The organism is Pseudomonas sp. KSR10, assembly GCF_022355455.1.
GTDB classification, from domain to species: Bacteria; Pseudomonadota; Gammaproteobacteria; order Pseudomonadales; family Pseudomonadaceae; genus Stutzerimonas; species Stutzerimonas stutzeri_E.
Genome location: NZ_JAKOEN010000019.1, coordinates 1,172,459 through 1,190,876, shown reverse-complemented (window position 1 = coordinate 1,190,876; position 18,418 = coordinate 1,172,459). Strand labels below are relative to the sequence as shown.

Below are 18,418 nucleotides of genomic sequence, written 5' to 3'. Positions count from 1 at the left end.
GCGGGCCTTCGCGGCCCGCCGTTGGCTCCTGTTTTCTCTTCAGCGCATCGAGGTGTGCAGATGGGCATGAATGCCACGCAACTGATCAAGATGGCCAACCAGATCGGCGCCTTCTTCGCCTCCCAACCCGACCCCGCCCAGGCGCGCAGCGAATTCGCCCAGCACCTCAGGCGCCAGTGGGACCCGCAGATGCGCACCGCACTCTATGCGCATCTGGACGCCCACGGCGGCGAAGGGCTCAGCGAGTTCGCCCTGCAGGCGCTGCAAGGGCTGCGTGAGCAGATCGAACCGCAGGTGGCGTGAGCAGCATAAGGTCCTGGTTCGGCATAGGGTGGATGACGGTCTTTTCATCCGCCGTCGCGGCGCCTATGGTGGATCGATAAAAGCGCGATCCACCCTACGATCATTGCGAGGAACCCAACGCCATGTCACGCCGTGCCTCCCGTCCGCTCGCCGCTGATCGCATCACCAACCCGGCGCCGGAGGCCTACCGCTACGTCGAGCTGGACGCTGCCGCGCAGCGGGGCAATGCGGTGCTGGCCGAGGAGTGCGCCCTGGCCATCGCCTACAACGGCATCAGCCATGCGGTGATGATGGTCTCGCCCAGTGCCCTGGAGGACTTCGTCGTCGGCTTCAGCCTGAGCGGCGCGCTTGTCGAAAGCGTGGATGAAATCTACGACATCCAGCTCAGCCGTCGCGGCGAGGCGTTCAGCGCCGAGGTGCAGATCGGTAATCGTGCGTTCTGGGCGCTCAAGCAACAGCGCCGTAGTCTCGCTGGCACCAGCGGTTGCGGTCTGTGCGGCGTGGAGGCGATCGAGCAGGCGTTGCCGCAACTGACCACGCTGACGCCCAGCCCCTTGCCGCCGGCCGCGCATCTGCATGAGCTGCGCGCGCGGATCAACGATGCGCAGCGCCTGGCGCGGCAAAGCGGTGCGCTGCACGCCGCGCTGTACGTCGACGAGCACGGCGAAATCGTGCTGTGTCGCGAAGACATCGGCCGGCACAATGCGCTGGACAAGCTGATCGGCGCGCTGCGTCGAGAAGGCCGCGACAGCCGGCGGGGCTTCGCCGTGGTCACCAGCCGTTGCAGCCTGGAGCTGATCCACAAGGCCGTGCGTGCCGGGTTGTCGACGCTGGTCAGCCTGTCGGCACCGACCGACCTCTGCGTGCGCTGGGCGCGCCAGCACCACCTCAATCTGATCCATCTGCCGCACCACAGCGCGCCGCGGGCCTACAGCCCCTGTAATAACGCCGAATAGCCCTTCCGCTTCACGAATGCCGTGGTGTTCTTGTGCCGATCGCGCTTGTGTGAGCGGCCCCAGACGATGCTTCAATGCGAGTTGCGCACAGGTGGGTATCCGGTGCGCTAGGAATCGCTTGCCAGCATGTCGCGCACCCGCGTCGCCAGATGATCGACGGAGAATGGCTTGCTGATCATGTCCATGCCGGTATCGAGAAAGCCGCTGCTGGCCGCCTGCTCGGCGTAACCGGTCATGAACAGCACACGCAACCCGGGGCGGTGCTGACGCGCGATGTCGGCCAGCTGGCGACCGTTCATGCCCGGCAAACCGACGTCTGAGATCAGCAGGTCGATGTGCTCGCCGCTTTGCAGAATCTTCGCTGCGGCATCGCCTTCGGCTGCTTCCAATGCGCGGTAACCGAGCATACCCAATACGTCCAACACCAGCAGACGCACGGCGGGATCATCCTCCACCACCAGCACGGTTTCACCCTGCAGTGCCTGTGGGGCCTGTTTCGAGGGCTCGGACAGCGCTGCTGGCGAAGCCATCCCTTTGTACGCTGGCAAATAGAGCGTGACCTCGGTGCCGTTGCCCGGTTCGCTGCGGATCTGCACGTGACCGCCGGCCTGGCGCGCGAAGCCATAAATCATCGACAGGCCGAGACCGGTGCCCTGGCCGATCGGTTTGGTGGTGAAAAATGGCTCGAAGGCCGCAGCCAACACCTTGCGTGTCATGCCGAAACCGCTGTCGATCACACTGAGGCTGACGTAGCGCCCGGGTGCCAGCTCGCCCACCTCCGATGGGCGCTGCAGATGCACGTTGGCGGTGGCGATGTACAGGCTGCCGCCGTCGGGCATGGCGTCGCGGGCGTTGATCACCAGATTGAGCAGAGCGCTTTCGAGCTGGTTCTCGTCACTGTTGGCCGGCCACAGATCCGGCGCCAACATGGCGTCGATCAGAATATGACTGCCGAGGGTGCGCACCATCAGGTCGCGCATCGACTCGACCAGGGCATTCAGATCGACTCGCTTGAGATTCAGCGGCTGGCGCCGGGCGAAGGCCAGCAGTCGATGGGTCAGTGCGGCGGCGCGATTGGCCGAGTTCACCGCGGCATCGATGAAACGCTGGGTTTCGCCGTGGCGGCCCGACTGGTTGTACCGCTGGATCAGATCCAGCCCGCCGATGATACCGGTGAGCATGTTGTTGAAATCGTGGGCGATGCCGCCGGTGAGCTGGCCCACTGCTTCCATCTTCTGTGCCTGGCGCAGGGCTTCCTGTGCCTGTTCGCGGCTGGCCATTTCAGTGACCAGCCGCTCATAGACTTCGGCCAGGGCCTCGGTACGTTCCTGCACCCGGCTTTCCAGCGTCTCGTTGAGTTCGCGCAGTGCCTGCTCGGCCTGCCAGCGCTCGGTGACGTCCTGCGCCAGGACGAAGAATCCCTGTACCTGCCCGTTGGCATCCCGACGTGGCAGGTATTGCACCTGGCTGTGGCGTTCCTGGCCGTCACGGTGTGGACTCGAGGTCTCGAAGCTGATGGTCTGTCCGGCGAGGACCGCTTCGATATGGTTCTGGCGCAGCGCGTAGCCTTCCTCGCCAAGCACCTCGCGCACGGTTTTGCCCCGCAGCCATTCGGGTGAATGCCCGAACCATTCTTTGTAATAGTGGTTGTTGAAACGAAAACGCTGGTCTCGATCGATGTAGCCGATAAGGATCGGCAGCGCATCGGTGATCATACGGATCTCCGCTTCGCTGCGGCGCAGCGCTTGTTCCTCGCTATGGCGCAGGCACAACAACTGCCCGCCGACTACCTGGCCATCCCTGATCGGGCTGAGGGCCAGATCGAACCAGGCGGCGGCCCCGTCGGCGGTACCGTCCTCTGAAAGACGGTGGTTGCGTAGCAGACACGCCTGGCTCCGGTCGCTGGTTTCGCGGGCTTCGATCAGCTCGGGCCAGATGGCACCCCAGGTGATGGCGACTGGCGCACCCAAAGCGTCAGGATGGTAACGGCCGATCAGCGCGGCATGGGCATCGTTGTACAGCTGCAAGCCGGTCTCGCCCCATAGCACGCACATGGGCAGCGGCGCGTCGAGCAGCGTGTCGAGAAGGATTCGCAGCGGGACGGGCCAGTTTTCGATCGGGCCCAGTGGCGTTGCGCTCCAGTCGTGGCCGCGGATGCGTCCGCTCATTTGACTAGTACCGGCCGGCCAGGGCTCTGGGTTTACTGCCATAGGTTGTCCATCGATGCGCGACGAGCGATTTCGCCGGTCGTCGCGTTTATGCGGCATCGGATGCCTGGTGCGGCGCAGCCAGAGGCTGGGCCTCGTTGTCTTGTCTGTTTGGACGCATCGCCATCCTAATCATTCCTGTCGAATGGCCACTGGCTTATGGGCGACCTCGGGCCGCTGTAATTAAGTCATCACAGCGGCGGTTCAGGCCGGATATCCCTGCAGGCTGCGGATCAGCTCCAGGTAATCGCCGACGGCTGTGAATTCTTCGGTATTTTTTTGCCCGCGCCGGCTGTCCGGTTCGCTGACGGCCAACAGGTACGCGATGCCGAAATCACGAGCGCTGCGCAAAACAGGCAGACTGTCGTCGATGAACAGCGATGTGGCCGGGTCGAAGTCCAGATCCGCCTTCAGGGCGTCCCAGAACTGTGCCTGCTCCTTTGGAAATCCGTAGTCGTGAGAGCTGATCAGGCGGTCGAACCAGGGCGCCAGTTCGATTCGCTCGAGCTTCAATGACAGCGAGTCGCGATGGGCATTGGTGATCAGCACCACCCGCTTGCCTGCATCACGCAGGGCGGCGAGGAACTCGTCGGCGGCTGGCCGCAGGGCGATCAGGTCGGCGATTTCGCGCTTCATTTCGCGAATCGGCAGGTTCAGCTCGCGGGTCCAGAAATCCAGGCAATACCAGGTGAGCTTGCCTTCGTGCTCGTTGAATAACGGAGCCAGCTCCAGTTCGGCCATGGCGTAGCTGATGCCGTGCAGTTCGGCGTAACGTTGCGGCAGGAATTCGAGCCAGAAATGATTATCGAAATGCAGGTCCAGCAAGGTGCCGTCCATATCCAGCAGGACGGTATCGATGTCGGACCAGGGCAGTGAAGCGATCATGGCAGGCTCTTTTTTTCGGCGATTGATGCAATGGTGCGGCAGTGGTCGGTTCGATGCAAAGCGTTCACGGCGATGGCAAAAAGGCGGGTTATGATTGCGGTTCGCGTTTCAAGGATATCCCCATGCGCCAGAAACCTACCGTGCTTGCCCGTGAGATCGTTGCCACCAGCCGTCTGTTCCGTGTCGAGGAGCTGCAGCTGAGGTTTTCCAATGGTGTCGAGCGCACCTACGAACGGCTGGTTGGCCAGGGCACCGGCTATGGCGCGGTGATGATCGTCGCGCTGGATGCCGACGGACGGGCATTGCTGGTCGAGGAATATTGCGGCGGCACCGATACCTATGAGCTGTCGCTGCCCAAGGGCCTGATCGAGCCGGGCGAAGACGTGCTCGATGCTGCCAACCGCGAGTTGAAGGAAGAAGCTGGTTTCGGTGCGCGCCGCCTCGAATTGCTCACCGAGCTATCCCTCTCGCCCGGCTACATGAGCCAGAAAATTCAGGTGGTCCTGGCCCGCGACCTTTATCCCGAACAGCTGCCAGGCGACGAGCCGGAGCCGATGCGCGTCGACCGGATCGATCTGCGCGAGTTGTCGAGCCTGATCCAGAACCCGCAATTCAGCGAAGGACGCGCTCTGGCGGCGCTGTATCTGGCGCGGGACCTGCTGACCGAGCGAGGGGAGTACGTCCGATGAGTCATTCGTATCTGGCCAGGGTCATCGACCTGGTGCGCGACGCCGGGCAGGCGATCCTGCCACATTGGCGCAATGAGGTACGGGTGCACGAGAAGGCGGACGCCTCGCCGGTGACCGCGGCCGACATGGCGGCGCATCACCTGTTGGCCGACGGCCTGCGTGCGCTGGATCCGAACATTCCGGTGCTGTCCGAAGAAGATTGCAATCTGAGCCTGGCCGAGCGCGCCGGCTGGACCCGCTGGTGGCTGGTCGATCCGCTGGATGGAACCAAGGAATTCATTGCCGGCAGCGAGGAGTTCACCGTCAACGTGGCGCTGATCGAGCAGGGGCGGGTGCTGTTCGGCGTGGTAGGCATTCCGGCCAACGGCCGCTGTTACTACGGCGGCGCCGAATTCGGTGCCTGGCGTGCCGAAGCCGATGGCGCGGCCCAGCCGTTGCAGGTGCGCCATGAACCGGCCGAGGGGTTCACCGTGGTCGCCAGCCGTCGTCATTCGAGCCCGGCGCAGGAGCAGTTACTGGACGGGCTGCGCCAGCGCTTCGGCGAGCTGGTGCTGGCCAGCGTCGGCAGTTCGTTGAAGTTCTGCCTGCTGGCCGAGGGCGCTGCCGACTGCTATCCGCGACTGGCGCCAACTTCGCAGTGGGACACCGCCGCCGCCCAGGGCGTGCTCGAGGGTGCAGGGGGCGAGGTGTTGGACATTGGCGGCGCCACGCTGACGTACGAGGCACGTGAAAGCTATCTCAACCCATCCTTCCTGGCGTTGCCACGCGGTGTGGCGTGGCGTGCCGGGCTGATCGAGCTGGCGAACCGCTGAGTCGCTGGGCTATCGGTCATTACACTGAACGCGGTCCGGTTCCGCCAATGCAGTGCGCACCGTGGCCAGCCGGGGGCCTGAGTCGGATCGCTGGAGCAGCGCAGTGTCATTGAAAACCCCTGTCGGGATACGTCAATGGATCTGGCGCGCCTTCGTTCAAAGCGCGCTGATTCCGCTGGTGCTGGTCGAGGTGGTGCTTATCGCGGCCTACCTGCTGACCAACACGGCCATCCGCGATGCGCAGATAGAGTATCTACGCGAGACAGCGCTTGCCGAGCTGCAAGCTGCGGTGGACCGCGAAGCGCGGATCATCAGTCAGCAGTTGCAGCAAGTGGCGAGTACCACCGCCCTGTTTCGCAATTTCACCCTCCGTGCGCTGGAGGACGACAGCCCGGTGCCGCCTGCATCGCTGACCCTGAGTGAGGGTGGGGTGCGCTATAGCCCGATCGATAACGGCGGCGCGGCCAGTTTCTACTCCGCCGCCACCGCGCCCGAGCAGCAGGATCTGGAAAAGGTGGCGCGCTTGCACCGTCTCGATCCGCTGATGAAGGAGTTGCACGCCGGCAACCCGCTGATCGCCAGCCTCTATTTCAACAGCTGGGACAGCTATAACCACATCTACCCCTGGTTCAACACCGCGGAACAGTATCCGCCGGACATGGACATCCCCCGCTACAACTTCTATTACCTGGCCAACTCCTGGCAAAACCCGGCGCGGCGGGTGGTCTGGACCGACGTCTACCTGGATCCGGCTGGGCACGGGTGGATGATGTCAGCCATCGCGCCGGTGTATCGAGGCGATTTCCTGGAAGGGGTCAGCGGTATCGACGTCACGGTCAGCGGCATTCTGCAGCAGATCGGACGTCTGCGAGTGCCTTGGAACGGTTATGCCATGCTGGTCAGCCGCGACCTCGACATCATGGCCCTGCCCGAGGCGGGCGAGCGCCAGTTCGGCCTCGCTGAGCTGACCGAGCACTCCTACGACGAAGCGATTCGGCGAGAGATCTTCAAGCCCGAGGATTTCCGTCTCGGGCGTCGTCCGGGTACCGACAAGCTGGCCAGCGCCGTCGCCGCGCAGGCTGACGGGGTGCAGCGCCTGAGCCTCGATGATGGTCGGCAGCTGGTAGCCTGGGCCACGGTGGAGCCGACGGGCTGGCATCTGCTGGCGGTGGTGGACGAGGCTGCGGTGTTCAGCCAGACCACGACCCTGGCCAGCCATTATCGGCAGATCGGCTATTTGCTGATTGCCGGCCTGCTGCTGTTCTATCTGCTGTTCTTCGCCTATATGTGGCTGCGTGCACGGCGGCTCAGCCAGGCGCTGCTGGCGCCCATCGCCAGCATCTCACGGATGATGGGACAGATCGGCCAGGGTCAATGGCGGCCTCAGTCGGTCTCGTCCAATATCCGTGAACTGGACGATCTGGCCCAGCACACCCAGGCCATCGGTGGCCAGCTGGAGCTCAGCGAGGCGCAGCGGACGCAGACGCAGAAGCGTCTCGAACTGGTGCTCGAGAGCTCGACCGAAAGCCTCTGGGAAAACGACATGCGCAACGCCACCCTGCAGCTGCGCGGGCGCCTCCCGTACCGCTTCGGCTTGCCCTCGTCGAAACTCGCCTCGGCGCAATTTTTCCAACGCATCCATCCGCGCGATTTGCCTCGCGTGCGTGCCGAGCTGGCGCGTATGCAGTCGGGAAATGCTACGCGCTATGAATGCGAGTTCCGCTTTGCCGACGCGCTCGGTGAATATCACTGGCTGCTGAGTCGCGGCCGCGTGCTCGAGCGCGATCCGCAGACAGGCGAAGCCACGCTGTTGGCGGGTACTCATGTCGACATCGATGCGATCAAGCGGGTCGAAGAGGATCTGCGCCATGCCACGCAACAGGCCCAGGCGGCCAACGAGGCCAAGACCCATCTGATTTCCAGCATCAGCCATGAATTGCGAACACCGCTCAATGCCATCCTCGGCTTCGCCCAACTGATGCGCATGGACTGTTCCCCTGAAACCGACCCGGAGGCGGCCGACTATCTCGACGAAATCCTGCTGGCCAGCCGCCACCTCAATCAGCTCCTCGCTGACATCCTCGACTGGTCGAGCCTGCAGGCCGAGCGGCCGCGGCTGGAGCTCAAGCGGGTGGAGGTCTGTGCGCTGATGCGAGAGTGCGCCGAGCTGGTCGCGCTTGATGTCCAGCGTCATGACTTGCAGCTGGAATTCGACCTGCCAGCGTCACCCATCGAGGTGCTGGCCGAGCCGAGACGGCTGCGCCAGGTGTTGCTCAACCTGTTGTCCAACGCGATCAAGTACAACAACCCGTCCGGCCGGATACGGATGTCCATCGAAACGGCTGCCGGGCAGGTAAGGCTGATGGTCGAGGACACGGGACTGGGCATCGACGAGGCGTTGCAGGCGCAATTGTTCGCGCCGTTCCAGCGTCTAGGACGTGAGAATTCGAATATCCAGGGCGCCGGTATCGGGCTGTCGCTGAGCCTGGAATACGCCAAGCTGATGGGAGGCAGCATCGGTGTGAAGAGCAAGCTGGGTGCCGGGAGCCTGTTCTGGGTCGCGCTGCCGGTGCTCGAGCCGGAGCCTGTACTGCCGCCCCACGAGCGGCCGCGGATCGTCTACGTGGAAGACGATCCGGCCAGCCAGCTGCTGGTACGCAAGGCGTTGGCCGACATCGGTGAAATCAGCGTGATCGATAACGGCCGGACCGCCCTCAAACATGTGCTCGCCGATCCGCCGGAGTTGTTGCTGCTGGACCTCAATCTGCCGGAACTCAAGGGCAAGGAATTGCTGGCGCTGCTACGCCAGACGCCGGCTACCCGGGAGGTTCCGGTCATCGTGCTGAGTGCGTCCAGCGAGCTCGCTGAGGAGATCGACTGTCAGGCTCGCCTGGCCAAACCGCTGGACCTGGACGAGCTGCGCAGGCAGGTCCGCGCCTGTCTGCAGCGCTGAACCTCAGCCCGGACTGAGTCGCCGATACCGCTAGTCGGCACGCTCGCCGCAAAGATCGAGGGCGAACCAGTGTTCGGTTTCTGCCTGTGACAAACCCGCGCCGAGCAGCGCGAACAGCTTGCCCAGCGCGGCTTCACGGGTCATGCCACCGCCGGAGATCAACCCTGTGGCCGCCAGCGTGCTGCCGGCGGCGTAGATGCCGAACTCGACGTGACCTTGCGGGCACTGACTGATTGCTGCCAGCACCACACCACGCTCATGTGCATCCTTCAATACCGCCAGCAGCTCGGCATCGTCCGCCGGGCCCGTACCGCTGCCGTAGCATTCGAGCAGCACACCTTGCACGCCGCAGGCCAGCAGGGCGCGTAGATGTGACGCCTCGATGCCCGGGTAGAACGGCAGCACCGCAAGGCTGACCGACCGGCGCGGCTGGCGATAGTCGAGCGTGGCCGGGATGCCTGGCGCACGTTTACCCTGACGCAAACGAGGCGCGACACCGAAGGCATCCAGCGTCGCGGTACCGCGTTTGCTGGCCCGCACACCGGACATCAGCTTGCCACTGAAGTACAGATATACCCCCGGCTCGATCCCGGCCTGCAATGCGTGCATGGCGCCGAAGAGGTTGCTCCAGGCATCGCTGTCAGGCGCACCGGCCGGCAGCATGGCGCCGGTCAGCAGCACTGGCACCTCGAGCCCGAGCAGCAAGAAGCTCAGGGCGGCAGCGCTGTAGGCCAGGGTATCGGTGCCATGCAGCACCAGCACGCCATCGCAGCCGTCCTGCTCGACTCCGGCACGAATGGCCTCGACCATGGACAGCCAGTTGGTTTGGTTCATGTTGGCGCTGTCGATTGCTGGCAGCAGCTCGCGGAATAGCCAGTTGGGTAACGTCAGCTGAGGTTGCTGGTCCTGCTGCTCGCGTAGCCTGCCGGCGAAGCCAGAGGCGGGCATCAGGCCTACGGCGCTTTGTTGCATGCCGATGGTGCCGCCGGTGTACAGCACCAGAATGTTTCTGGAAGCCACCATGTTGGTCTCCTAAGAACACAGGAGGCCGTACAAACCGTATGAAAAGCTACTGCGCTCGGTCATGCTGCGTTAAAAACAACCTCAAAAATGCTCATTTACAGCACGTAAACTGCGCTTTTTCGGCTGTTTTTGCCTTGCCTGACCTTCGCTCGCTACGTTTTCACACGGCCTGTGTGGCCCCCTGTTCGTACCCGCTGCGGGCGCTTAGCGCTGCTGCACCGGGGAGGCGGTTGCCGATCCCGTGGCAGGCGATTCACTGGTGCCGCGGGCTGGCCAGACGGTCGGGTCCAGATCCAGATCGGCGAAGTTCTTCGGATCGAACACCGGAGACTCCACGCCCGCATCACGCTGGTTGTCGTAGTCGCGCATCAGGCGCAGCCCAACCTTGAACAGCAGCGCCAAGGCGATCAGGTTGCAGATCGCCAGCAGACCCATGGTGACGTCGGCAAAGCCGAACACCGTGCCCAGGTCCTGGATCGAGCCCCACATCACCAGACCGATCACCATGACGCGGTAGACCTGCACCGGCCAGCGCTTCTCAGTGAAGAAGCCCAGCGCATTCTCGCCGAGGTAGTAGTTGTAGATCAGGGTGGTGAACACGAACAGCAACAGCGCCACGCTGATGAACACCCGGCCCCACTCACCGACAACGGCCGCGACGGCAGTTTGCGTCAGGACCACACCGGCCATCTCGCTGCCCGGCTCGAATACGCCGGAGAGGATGATGATCAGCGCGGTGCAGCTGCACAGCACGATGGTGTCGATGAACACGCTCAGCGACTGCACGATGCCCTGTGCCACCGGGTGCTTGACCTCGGCGACTGCGGCCACGTTGGGCGCGCTGCCCAGGCCGGCTTCGTTGGAGAACAGACCGCGCTTGACGCCCATGATGATCGCCGCGCCGATGCCACCGGCGAATGCCGGTTCGAGGCCGAAGGCGCTACGGAAGATGGTGCCGAAGGCGGCAGGGATATCGCCGGCATTGCTGCCGATGACGAAGATCGCCATGGCGATGTAAGAGAACGCCATCACCGGAACCAGCACGTCGGCGAACTTGGCGATGCGCTTGATGCCACCGAAGATGATCAGGCCGATCACCACCATCAGCACGATGCCGCTGACGAAGGTCGGCACGCCGAAGGTATCGTTCATCGAACTGGCGACGGTGTACGACTGCACGGCGTTGAAGCCGAAGCCGAAGGTCACCAGCAACAGCAGCGATACCACGATACCCAGCCAGCGTTGGCCGAGGCCGTGCTGGATGTAGAACGCCGGGCCGCCGCGATAGCCGCCGTCGGGTTCACGGCGCTTGTACAGCTGCGCCAGGGAGCACTCGAAGTAGCTGGTGGCCATGCCGACCAGGGCCACAATCCACATCCAGAAGATCGCGCCTGGGCCGCCGAGCATGATGGCGACCGAGACACCGGCGATGTTGCCGGCACCGACGCGGCCGGCGACGCTGAGCATCAACGCCTGGAATGAACTGAGCTGGCCCGGCTGGCGTTTGAAGGCTTCGCCGAAAATCTTAAACATGCTGCCGAAGTAGCGGAACTGGACGAAGCGCGAGGCGATGGTGAAGAGCAGGCCGAGGCCTATCAGCATCACGATGAGCAGCTTGCTCCAGATGAGATCGTTGAGAAGATCGAGCATGCGGAAGGGTCTCTCTTGTTGTTTTGGACGAATGTAAGGACGCAGCCGGGGAATGGTTGGCCAGATGCCTCAGTGATGCAATTGCGCGGATCGCGGCGAACTGACGCGAGTTGATGCTAGAATCGCGCCGCTCGCATCACTGGGATCGACCATGAAAGACCACCTCGGCGCCAATCTCAAGCTGCTCTGCAGCCATTACCGGTCGATTGCCGAGGTGTGCCGCAAGCTTTCGATCAACCGGGCGCAATTCAACAAGTACCTGAATGGCCAAAGCCGCCCCACTGCGCACAATCTCAAACGCATCTGTGATTTCTTCGGGGTCGAGGGCTACGAGCTGAGCCTGCCCGGTGAACAGTTCGCGCAGTTGATCGGTCTGCGACGAAACGATCAGGAGCGCATCGCCGCCAGTGACCCGCTGCTGGAGTTGTTCCAGCCGATGCGCGACAACGCCAACAGCCTGTCCCGTTACTGTGGCTACTACTTCGAATATGCCAATTGCATGTCGGTGCCGGGGCAGATCCTGCTGTCGCTGGTGCATCTACGCGAGGATCGCGGCAGCTTCGTCTTCGAACGCCAGGAACGTCAGGAACAGTCGCGTCCCGACAATCCCAAACAGGAAGACGGCGTGGTGCGCTGCCGCTACCTGGGCGCCGCCTTCTATTTGCAGGATCGACTGTTTCTCATCGACTACGAGTCGCTGACCGACAACGAGATGAGCCAGACCATCCTGATTCCCAGCTTCAAGAGCCGTATCAGCCGCCTCAATGGCTTGAAAACCGGTGTCTCCAGCGGAGACCGACGTACGCCGGCCTGTACTCGCGTGGTCTGGGAGTACCTGGGTACCGAGATCAACCGGGTCAATGCCTACCGGCAGGTAATGCTCTACGGGCGGGATGATCCGCGGATCGATCCGGAGATCCGCGATCGGTTGGCCTCAGCGCAAATGCGTGACGGCTTGTTCGAGATCGAGTAGCTGGTGGCGCTTGCGGGTCCGGCACGAAGGTGCCTTCCGCGAGGTCGCTGCTGATTCAGCAGAGTTCGGGGTGCTTGACGCAGCTGCCGTAACCCTCGGTCTTCATCTGATCCAAGGCGCTTTGCAGACGAGCGATCACTTCATCGGGCGTGTCCTTGTTGAGGGCCAGGTACAGCGGCGACGAGTTGAACACCAGCACCGTGTTCAGGCCGCTCACGCCCTCCTGCTTGGCGTAGTAGCGCCACACCGGGTCGGACGTCGCCCAGAGGTCGATCTTGCCGGTGAGCAACTTCTGCAGGTTTTCCTGATCGCGCAGCGCATTGACCGGTGCAAGACCCTGAGCCTCCACGCGCTGACTCACCGCGCTGCTCTTGTAGGCACCTATCTTGTACCCCTGGGCCTGGGCGAGGCTGGTCAGCTTGAGGTTCGAGCCGGGTGCCGAGAGCAGGACGCTTTCGTACTGCGCGATGGGGCCGACCCACTTGAACAGCGACCGGCGCTCATCGGTCATCGACGTCGAGAACAGGCCGTGGTTAGGCAGATCCAGGGTCGATTGGTAAATGCGATCCCAAGGAAAGCGTAGCGTCATCGAATAGGCGATGCCGGCGCGCTTGAACATCTCGCGCACGGTGTCGGCGCTGATGCCATGGATATGCTCTTCCTTCGCGAAGTTCTTGCCGCCCTCCGCCATGTTGAAGGGCGGAAAGTTCTCGGTCTGCAGAACCATCTCATAGCCTTTCGGGAGCTCCGCCTGGGCGAACGGTGCGGCGATGAAAGAGCTGAGCAACAGGGTAAGCGTGAGTAGTTTGCGCATGAGGCCTCCAGGAAATCGGCGGAGTCTACGCAAGGGCTGAAAACGGCGGTTTGTGCCGTATCACGCTTTAGCCAGCGGGGTCGCCGCCGCCTCGCCCGGATCGCGGCGTTTGTCTGCGGGTTTGCTGGACCGCCGAGTCAGAGCGGCCCAGCGAGGCTCATTCCTTGTTGCTGCTGTTGTATACGTCTTGATCCAGCTCGTTCTCGCTGCGCCCGACCAAGGTAGTGGTCATCAGGTCACCGGCGACGTTCACCGTGGTGCGCGCCATGTCGAGGATCCGGTCGATGCCGGCGATCAACGCCACACCTTCGAGTGGCAGGCCGGCCGAAGTCAGTACCAGTCCGAGCATGATCAACCCCGCACCAGGGATGCCCGCGGTACCCACTGATGCCAGGGTCGCGGTGAGGATGATCATTAGATACTGCCCGGCATTGAGGTCGATGCCGAACGCCTGAGCGATGAAAAGCGCCAGCACGCCCTGATAGATGGCGGTGCCGTCCATGTTGATGGTGGCGCCAACGGGGAGTACGAAGCCCGCCACGCCTTCGGACACGCCGAGATTCTTGCGTGCGCATTCGATGGAAACCGGCAGGGTGCCGGAACTGCTCGAAGTGCTGAACGCAACCGCCAGTGCCGGTGCAATGCCCTGCAGGAACCGCAGCGGGCTCAACCGCCCCACTAGTCCGAGCAGGCCGCCATAGACGAGCAATACATGGGCAATGCTAGCCAGGTAGATCACGCCGATGACGCCGGCCAGGGGCAGCAGCACTTCGGCGCCGTGGCTGCCGACCACGCCGGCGGTCAGGGCAAAGACCCCGATCGGCGCAACGCGCATCACTAAATCGGTGAGCTTGTAGAAGGTCTCGGCTAGGCCATCGAACAGCCGCACCGCCGGCGCCGCGCGTTCACCGACCAGATTCATGCTCACGCCCAGCGCAATGGCGAAAACGATGATCTGCAGGATATTGCCTTCGGCGAATGCAGTGACCGGGTTGCTCGGGATCAGACCGACCAGGATGCTGACCAGAGACGGCGCCTGCTTGGCCTCGCCTGTAGTGCTGGCCACCATGTTCATGCCCTCGCCGGGGCTGAACAGCGCACCAAACAGCAGCCCGATGCTGACCGCGAACGCGGTGGTGATCAGGTAGATGGCGATGGTCTTTACGCTGATCCGTCCCAGTTTGGCGCTGTCCTGCATGGAGGTGATGCCGGCCACCAGCGAAACGAATACCAGCGGCACGATGAGCATCTTGATGGCATTGAGAAACAGCGTGCCGATCGGTGCCAGAACCAGCGCGTCCTGCTTGAAAACGAGGCCGGTGACGATGCCCAGGCCCAGGCCGATGAGGATCTGCTGCCACAGGGCCAGGCGGCCGAGCAGGCGCAGGGGATTAGCGAGAGTGGTGCTCTGATTCATGCGGATACCTGTTTGTTGTTCTTATTGAAACGAGCCGTTTGTGGCGGCTCGGTATGCAAGGGCGCCCGGCACAGCGGGCGCCTTTACAGCGGGAAACACCAGCGCGTCAGGCCTTCAGCGGCACCAGCCGCGGTGCGATCATGTTTTCCGGTCGCAGGATGTCGTCGAGGGTGGCGTCGTCCAACAGCTGCTCCTCGCGCACCAGCTCCAGCACGCCGCGGCCGCTGAGCAGCGCCTGGCCGGCGATGCGGGTGGCGTTTTCGTAGCCGATGTAGGGGTTCAGCGCGGTGATCAGGCCGATGGAGTTTTCCATCAGACGACGGCAGTGGTCCTCGTTGGCGGTGATGCCGACGATGCAATGCTCGCGCAGCATGTCCATGGCGCGCTGCAGCAGGCGGATCGAGTCGAACAGCTTGAAGGCGATCAGCGGCTCCATGACGTTGAGCTGCAACTGCCCGGCCTCGGCAGCCATGGTCAGCGCCAGGTCGTTGCCGATCACTTCGAACGCCACCTGGTTGACCGCCTCTGGAATCACCGGATTGACCTTGCCCGGCATGATCGAACTGCCCGGCTGGCGCGGCGGCAGGTTGATCTCGTTGATGCCGGTGCGCGGGCCGCTGGAGAGCAGCCGCAAGTCGTTGCAGATCTTCGACAGCTTGACCGCCAGACGCTTGAGCATGCTCGAGAAGGTGACGAAGGCGCCCATGTCCGAAGTGGCTTCGATGAGGTCGGCGGCGGGTTTCAGCGGATGCCCGCTGATGGTCGCCAGGCGTTGCACGGCCAGGGCTTGATAGTTCGGGTCGGCGTTGATGCCGGTACCGATGGCCGTTCCGCCGAGGTTGACCTCGACCAGCAGTTGCGGGGCGATCAGGCGCAGGTGCTCAAGGTCTTCACCGAGCGTGGTGGCGAAGGCGCGGAATTCCTGGCCGAGGGTCATGGGCACGGCGTCCTGCAGCTGGGTGCGACCCATCTTGAGAATGTGCGCGAACTCGGCGGACTTGCCAGCGAAGGCCTGCACCAGGCTGTCGAGGCTGGCCAGCAGGGTGTCGTGGCCCAGCAGCAACCCCAGGCGGATAGCCGTGGGATAGGCGTCGTTGGTCGACTGCGCCATGTTCACGTCGTTGTTCGGGTGCAAGTGGCGATACTCGCCCTTGGCGTGGCCCATGTATTCCAGCGCCAGGTTGGCGATCACCTCGTTGGCGTTCATGTTGGTCGAGGTGCCGGCACCACCCTGGATCATATCGACGACGAACTGATCGTGATGCTCGCCGCGGATCAAGTGCGCACAGGCCTGGCTGATCGCCAGGTGCTTGGCGTCGCTGAGGTGCCCCAGCTCGCGGTTGGCGTCTGCCGCCGCCTGCTTGACCATCGCCAGCGCGACCACCAGCTTCGGGTAGTGTGACAACGGCACGCCGGAAAGATGGAAATTGTGCACGGCGCGTAGGGTCTGGATGCCGTAATAGGCATCGGCAGGTACTTCGAGCGAGCCAAGCAGATCTTTTTCGAGGCGGAAGGATGCAGCGGAGGACATGAGGTTCTCATCCGAGAGAAAAGCGGCATTTGCCGCGAAGGCCGCTACCATAGGGCTGAGGCCCTTTCTCGGCCAATGCCGTTAAACACTGGCCTATGCACAATCGGCATAATTGCGGTGTGACGCCGTTAGGCTGGCGAGCGTTATTGCGCTTCATCCCGATCCCATTCCCAGCCTGCCAGGAGCCGGCATGAACATCGAAACCAAGTGGCTGGAAGACCTGGTCGCACTGGCGGCTACTCGCAGCTTCTCCCAGGCCGCCGAGCGACGCTTCGTCACCCAGCCGGCCTTCAGCCGGCGCATCCGCAGCCTGGAGAACACCCTGGGCCTGACCCTGGTGAACCGCGCCCGTACGCCGATCGAGCTGACCGAGGCGGGACAGCTGTTCTTGGTCACGGCACGCAACATGGTCGAACAGCTGGGCGAGGTGGTGCACTACCTGCACAACCTTGAGGGGCAACGCGGCGAGGTGTTGCAGATCGCCGCTGCGCATTCGCTGGCGCTCGGTTTCTTTCCAGGTTGGTTGGCCCGGCTACGTCTCGATGGTGTGCCGGTCAACAGCCGGCTGGTGGCGACCAACGTCGGCGAGGCGGTGCATTCCCTGCGCGAAGGCGCCTGCGACCTGATCCTTGCCTATTACGATCCGGATGCCGCGCTGCAGATGGATCCGGAGCTGTTTCCGTCGTTGTCGCTGGGACGTACCGAGATCGTGCCGGTCTGCGCTGTCGATGACGCCGGCAGGCCGCTGTTCGATCCCGACAGCGGCCAGACCGTGCCGCTGCTGGCCTACAGCGCCGGCGCCTCGCTGGGTCGGTCGGTTAATTTGCTGCTGCGTCAACGCGGCCTGCGCTCGTCCACGGTGTACGAAACGGCGATGGCCGACAGCTTGAAAAGCATGGCGATGCAGCGGCTGGGCCTGGCCTGGGTGCCACGGCTCTCCGTAACCGCCGAGTTGGAGCGTGGTGAGCTGGTGATCTGCGGAGCCGAGCATTGGCGGGTGCCGCTGGAGATTCGCCTGTATCGCTGTGCGCTGGTGCGCAAGGCGCCGGTGCGACTGCTCTGGCGCAAGCTGGAAAGCGGCGCGGGTCAGGTTGCTGAGATGGCGGTCGAGGATTGAGTTGGGCCCGGACACGAGCTTGGCGCATCCGGGCCTGCGCTTAAAGGCTCAGAACAATGCGTCCCTCGATGGTCCCCGCGCGCATCTGGTCGAAGATCTGGTTGATGTCGTCCAGTTTGCCAGCATGGATAGTCGCCTTGACCAAGCCTTCGGCGGCGAAATCCAGCGCTTCCTGCAGGTCGGCGCGGGTGCCGACGATCGAGCCGGTAATGCTGATGGCCTTGAGCACCACATCGAAGATCGGCGTGGGGAAATCGCCTGGCGGAAGGCCAACCAGCGCGACCGTTCCGTGACGGCGAGCCATGCCGATGGCCTGGCCGAAAGCGCTGTTGGACACCGCAGTGACCAGCACCCCATGCGCCCCGCCGATGTCGCGCTGGACGATCGCCACCGGGTCTTCGCTGCGGGCATTGATGGTCAGGCTGGCGCCGAGCTTCTTCGCCAGTTCCAGCTTGGCGTCGTCGACGTCGACCGCCACCACGTGCAAGCCCATCGCCTTGGCGTATTGCACCGCGACATGGCCCAGTCCACCGACACCGGAAATCACCACCCACTGGCCGGGACGGGCGCCGGTCATCTTCAGGCCTTTGTAAACCGTGACGCCGGCGCAGAGGATCGGTGCAATCTCATCGAACGCGACCTTGTCCGGCAGGATGCCGACATAGTTGGGGTCAGCCAGGACATATTCGGCGTAGCCACCGTTGACTGAATAACCGGTGTTCTGTTGCGCGGTACACAGGGTTTCCCAGCCGGTCAGGCAATGCTCGCAGCAGCCACAGGCGGTATAGAGCCAGGGCACGCCGACGCGGTCGCCCTCCTTGACGCGCGTCACCCCGCTGCCCACGGCGGCGACGTAGCCGACGCCTTCATGGCCGGGGATGAAGGGCAGGGCGGGGCGTACCGGCCAGTCGCCTTCGGCGGCATGCAGGTCGGTGTGGCAGACGCCGCAGGCTTCGATTTTCACCAGTATCTGGCCGGCACCTGGCACCGGCACTTTCACTTCCTCGATACGCAGTGGTTCGCCGAAGGCATGCACCACGGCGGCTTTCATGGTCTGGGTCATTGGGGAGTCTCCTTTGCATCGGAGC

At 63.4% G+C, this 18,418-nt stretch carries 15 protein-coding genes; 7 read left to right on the top strand and 8 right to left on the bottom strand.

What is annotated here, in order from left to right:
* Positions 1–66: 66 nt before the first annotated feature.
* Entirely contained in the window at positions 67–303 is a 237-nt protein-coding gene (locus MCB86_RS14360) for a formate dehydrogenase subunit delta (protein ID WP_230623710.1), read from the top strand.
* Positions 304–425: 122 nt separating this feature from the next.
* On the top strand, positions 426–1,259 hold the full coding sequence (gene fdhD, locus MCB86_RS14355) for a formate dehydrogenase accessory sulfurtransferase FdhD (protein WP_239611302.1): 834 nt from the start codon (positions 426–428) through the stop codon (positions 1,257–1,259).
* A 107-nt stretch (positions 1,260–1,366) separates the two neighbouring features.
* Here the strand turns inward: fdhD and MCB86_RS14350 are convergent, their stop codons facing one another.
* Both MCB86_RS14350 and yrfG read right to left on the bottom strand, forming a co-directional pair.
* Complete coding sequence (locus MCB86_RS14350; RefSeq protein WP_239611301.1) at positions 1,367–3,469, bottom strand: PAS domain-containing protein; 2,103 nt, start codon at positions 3,467–3,469, stop codon at positions 1,367–1,369.
* A 201-nt stretch (positions 3,470–3,670) separates the two neighbouring features.
* Entirely contained in the window at positions 3,671–4,348 is a 678-nt protein-coding gene (gene yrfG, locus MCB86_RS14345; protein WP_239611599.1) for a GMP/IMP nucleotidase, read from the bottom strand.
* Positions 4,349–4,473: 125 nt separating this feature from the next.
* Here yrfG and nudE point away from each other — a divergent pair, with 125 nt between their 5' ends.
* The 3 genes from nudE (at position 4,474) to MCB86_RS14330 (ending at position 8,805) form a co-directional block, all read left to right on the top strand.
* Positions 4,474–5,040: an ADP compounds hydrolase NudE gene (nudE, locus tag MCB86_RS14340; RefSeq protein ID WP_045164383.1), complete on the top strand. Its 567-nt coding sequence runs from the start codon at positions 4,474–4,476 to the stop codon at positions 5,038–5,040.
* Positions 5,037–5,852, top strand: a complete 816-nt coding sequence (cysQ, locus tag MCB86_RS14335; RefSeq protein ID WP_239611300.1) for a 3'(2'),5'-bisphosphate nucleotidase CysQ — start codon at positions 5,037–5,039, stop codon at positions 5,850–5,852. Before nudE ends, cysQ begins: the two co-directional genes overlap by 4 nt.
* A 103-nt stretch (positions 5,853–5,955) precedes the next feature.
* Positions 5,956–8,805 (top strand): ATP-binding protein, encoded by a 2,850-nt coding sequence (locus MCB86_RS14330; RefSeq protein ID WP_239611299.1) that lies wholly within the window; start codon positions 5,956–5,958, stop codon positions 8,803–8,805.
* Between the two features lie 30 nt (positions 8,806–8,835).
* Here MCB86_RS14330 and MCB86_RS14325 read toward each other — a convergent pair whose 3' ends face one another.
* Both MCB86_RS14325 and MCB86_RS14320 read right to left on the bottom strand, forming a co-directional pair.
* Entirely contained in the window at positions 8,836–9,828 is a 993-nt protein-coding gene (locus MCB86_RS14325; protein WP_239611298.1) for an asparaginase, read from the bottom strand.
* Between the two features lie 204 nt (positions 9,829–10,032).
* Positions 10,033–11,478 carry an alanine/glycine:cation symporter family protein gene (locus MCB86_RS14320; protein ID WP_239611297.1) on the bottom strand — a complete coding sequence of 482 codons (1,446 nt, stop codon included), beginning with the start codon at positions 11,476–11,478 and terminating at the stop codon, positions 10,033–10,035.
* A gap of 151 nt (positions 11,479–11,629) precedes the next feature.
* Here MCB86_RS14320 and MCB86_RS14315 point away from each other — a divergent pair, with 151 nt between their 5' ends.
* Entirely contained in the window at positions 11,630–12,451 is an 822-nt protein-coding gene (locus MCB86_RS14315; protein ID WP_045164139.1) for a helix-turn-helix transcriptional regulator, read from the top strand.
* A 55-nt stretch (positions 12,452–12,506) separates the two neighbouring features.
* On the opposite strand, the gene MCB86_RS14310 is transcribed toward MCB86_RS14315, so the two are convergent.
* The 3 genes from MCB86_RS14310 to MCB86_RS14300 form a co-directional block, all read right to left on the bottom strand.
* On the bottom strand, positions 12,507–13,265 hold the full coding sequence (locus MCB86_RS14310) for a transporter substrate-binding domain-containing protein (protein ID WP_239611296.1): 759 nt from the start codon (positions 13,263–13,265) through the stop codon (positions 12,507–12,509).
* Positions 13,266–13,422: 157 nt separating this feature from the next.
* Positions 13,423–14,682: a dicarboxylate/amino acid:cation symporter gene (locus tag MCB86_RS14305; protein WP_239611295.1), complete on the bottom strand. Its 1,260-nt coding sequence runs from the start codon at positions 14,680–14,682 to the stop codon at positions 13,423–13,425.
* A gap of 106 nt (positions 14,683–14,788) precedes the next feature.
* Positions 14,789–16,213, bottom strand: coding sequence for an aspartate ammonia-lyase (locus MCB86_RS14300; protein ID WP_045164136.1), 1,425 nt, complete (start codon positions 16,211–16,213; stop codon positions 14,789–14,791).
* A gap of 190 nt (positions 16,214–16,403) precedes the next feature.
* On the opposite strand from MCB86_RS14300, the gene MCB86_RS14295 reads away from it, so the two are divergent.
* Positions 16,404–17,330, top strand: a complete 927-nt coding sequence (locus MCB86_RS14295) for a LysR substrate-binding domain-containing protein (RefSeq protein ID WP_045164135.1) — start codon at positions 16,404–16,406, stop codon at positions 17,328–17,330.
* A gap of 40 nt (positions 17,331–17,370) precedes the next feature.
* Here MCB86_RS14295 and adhP read toward each other — a convergent pair whose 3' ends face one another.
* Positions 17,371–18,393: an alcohol dehydrogenase AdhP gene (gene adhP / locus MCB86_RS14290; protein WP_239611294.1), complete on the bottom strand. Its 1,023-nt coding sequence runs from the start codon at positions 18,391–18,393 to the stop codon at positions 17,371–17,373.
* Between the last annotated feature and the right edge of the window lie 25 nt (positions 18,394–18,418).

Coding starts and splice junctions, on each gene's coding strand:
- MCB86_RS14360 (WP_230623710.1), top strand. CDS start 67: ATGAATGCCACGCAACTGATCAAGATGGCCAACCAGATCGGCGCCTTC.
- fdhD (WP_239611302.1), top strand. CDS start 426: ATGTCACGCCGTGCCTCCCGTCCGCTCGCCGCTGATCGCATCACCAAC.
- MCB86_RS14350 (WP_239611301.1), bottom strand. CDS start 3,469: ATGGCAGTAAACCCAGAGCCCTGGCCGGCCGGTACTAGTCAAATGAGC.
- nudE (WP_045164383.1), top strand. CDS start 4,474: ATGCGCCAGAAACCTACCGTGCTTGCCCGTGAGATCGTTGCCACCAGC.
- cysQ (WP_239611300.1), top strand. CDS start 5,037: ATGAGTCATTCGTATCTGGCCAGGGTCATCGACCTGGTGCGCGACGCC.
- MCB86_RS14325 (WP_239611298.1), bottom strand. CDS start 9,828: ATGGTGGCTTCCAGAAACATTCTGGTGCTGTACACCGGCGGCACCATC.
- MCB86_RS14320 (WP_239611297.1), bottom strand. CDS start 11,478: ATGCTCGATCTTCTCAACGATCTCATCTGGAGCAAGCTGCTCATCGTG.
- MCB86_RS14315 (WP_045164139.1), top strand. CDS start 11,630: ATGAAAGACCACCTCGGCGCCAATCTCAAGCTGCTCTGCAGCCATTAC.
- MCB86_RS14310 (WP_239611296.1), bottom strand. CDS start 13,265: ATGCGCAAACTACTCACGCTTACCCTGTTGCTCAGCTCTTTCATCGCC.
- MCB86_RS14305 (WP_239611295.1), bottom strand. CDS start 14,682: ATGAATCAGAGCACCACTCTCGCTAATCCCCTGCGCCTGCTCGGCCGC.
- MCB86_RS14300 (WP_045164136.1), bottom strand. CDS start 16,213: ATGTCCTCCGCTGCATCCTTCCGCCTCGAAAAAGATCTGCTTGGCTCG.
- MCB86_RS14295 (WP_045164135.1), top strand. CDS start 16,404: ATGAACATCGAAACCAAGTGGCTGGAAGACCTGGTCGCACTGGCGGCT.
- adhP (WP_239611294.1), bottom strand. CDS start 18,393: ATGACCCAGACCATGAAAGCCGCCGTGGTGCATGCCTTCGGCGAACCA.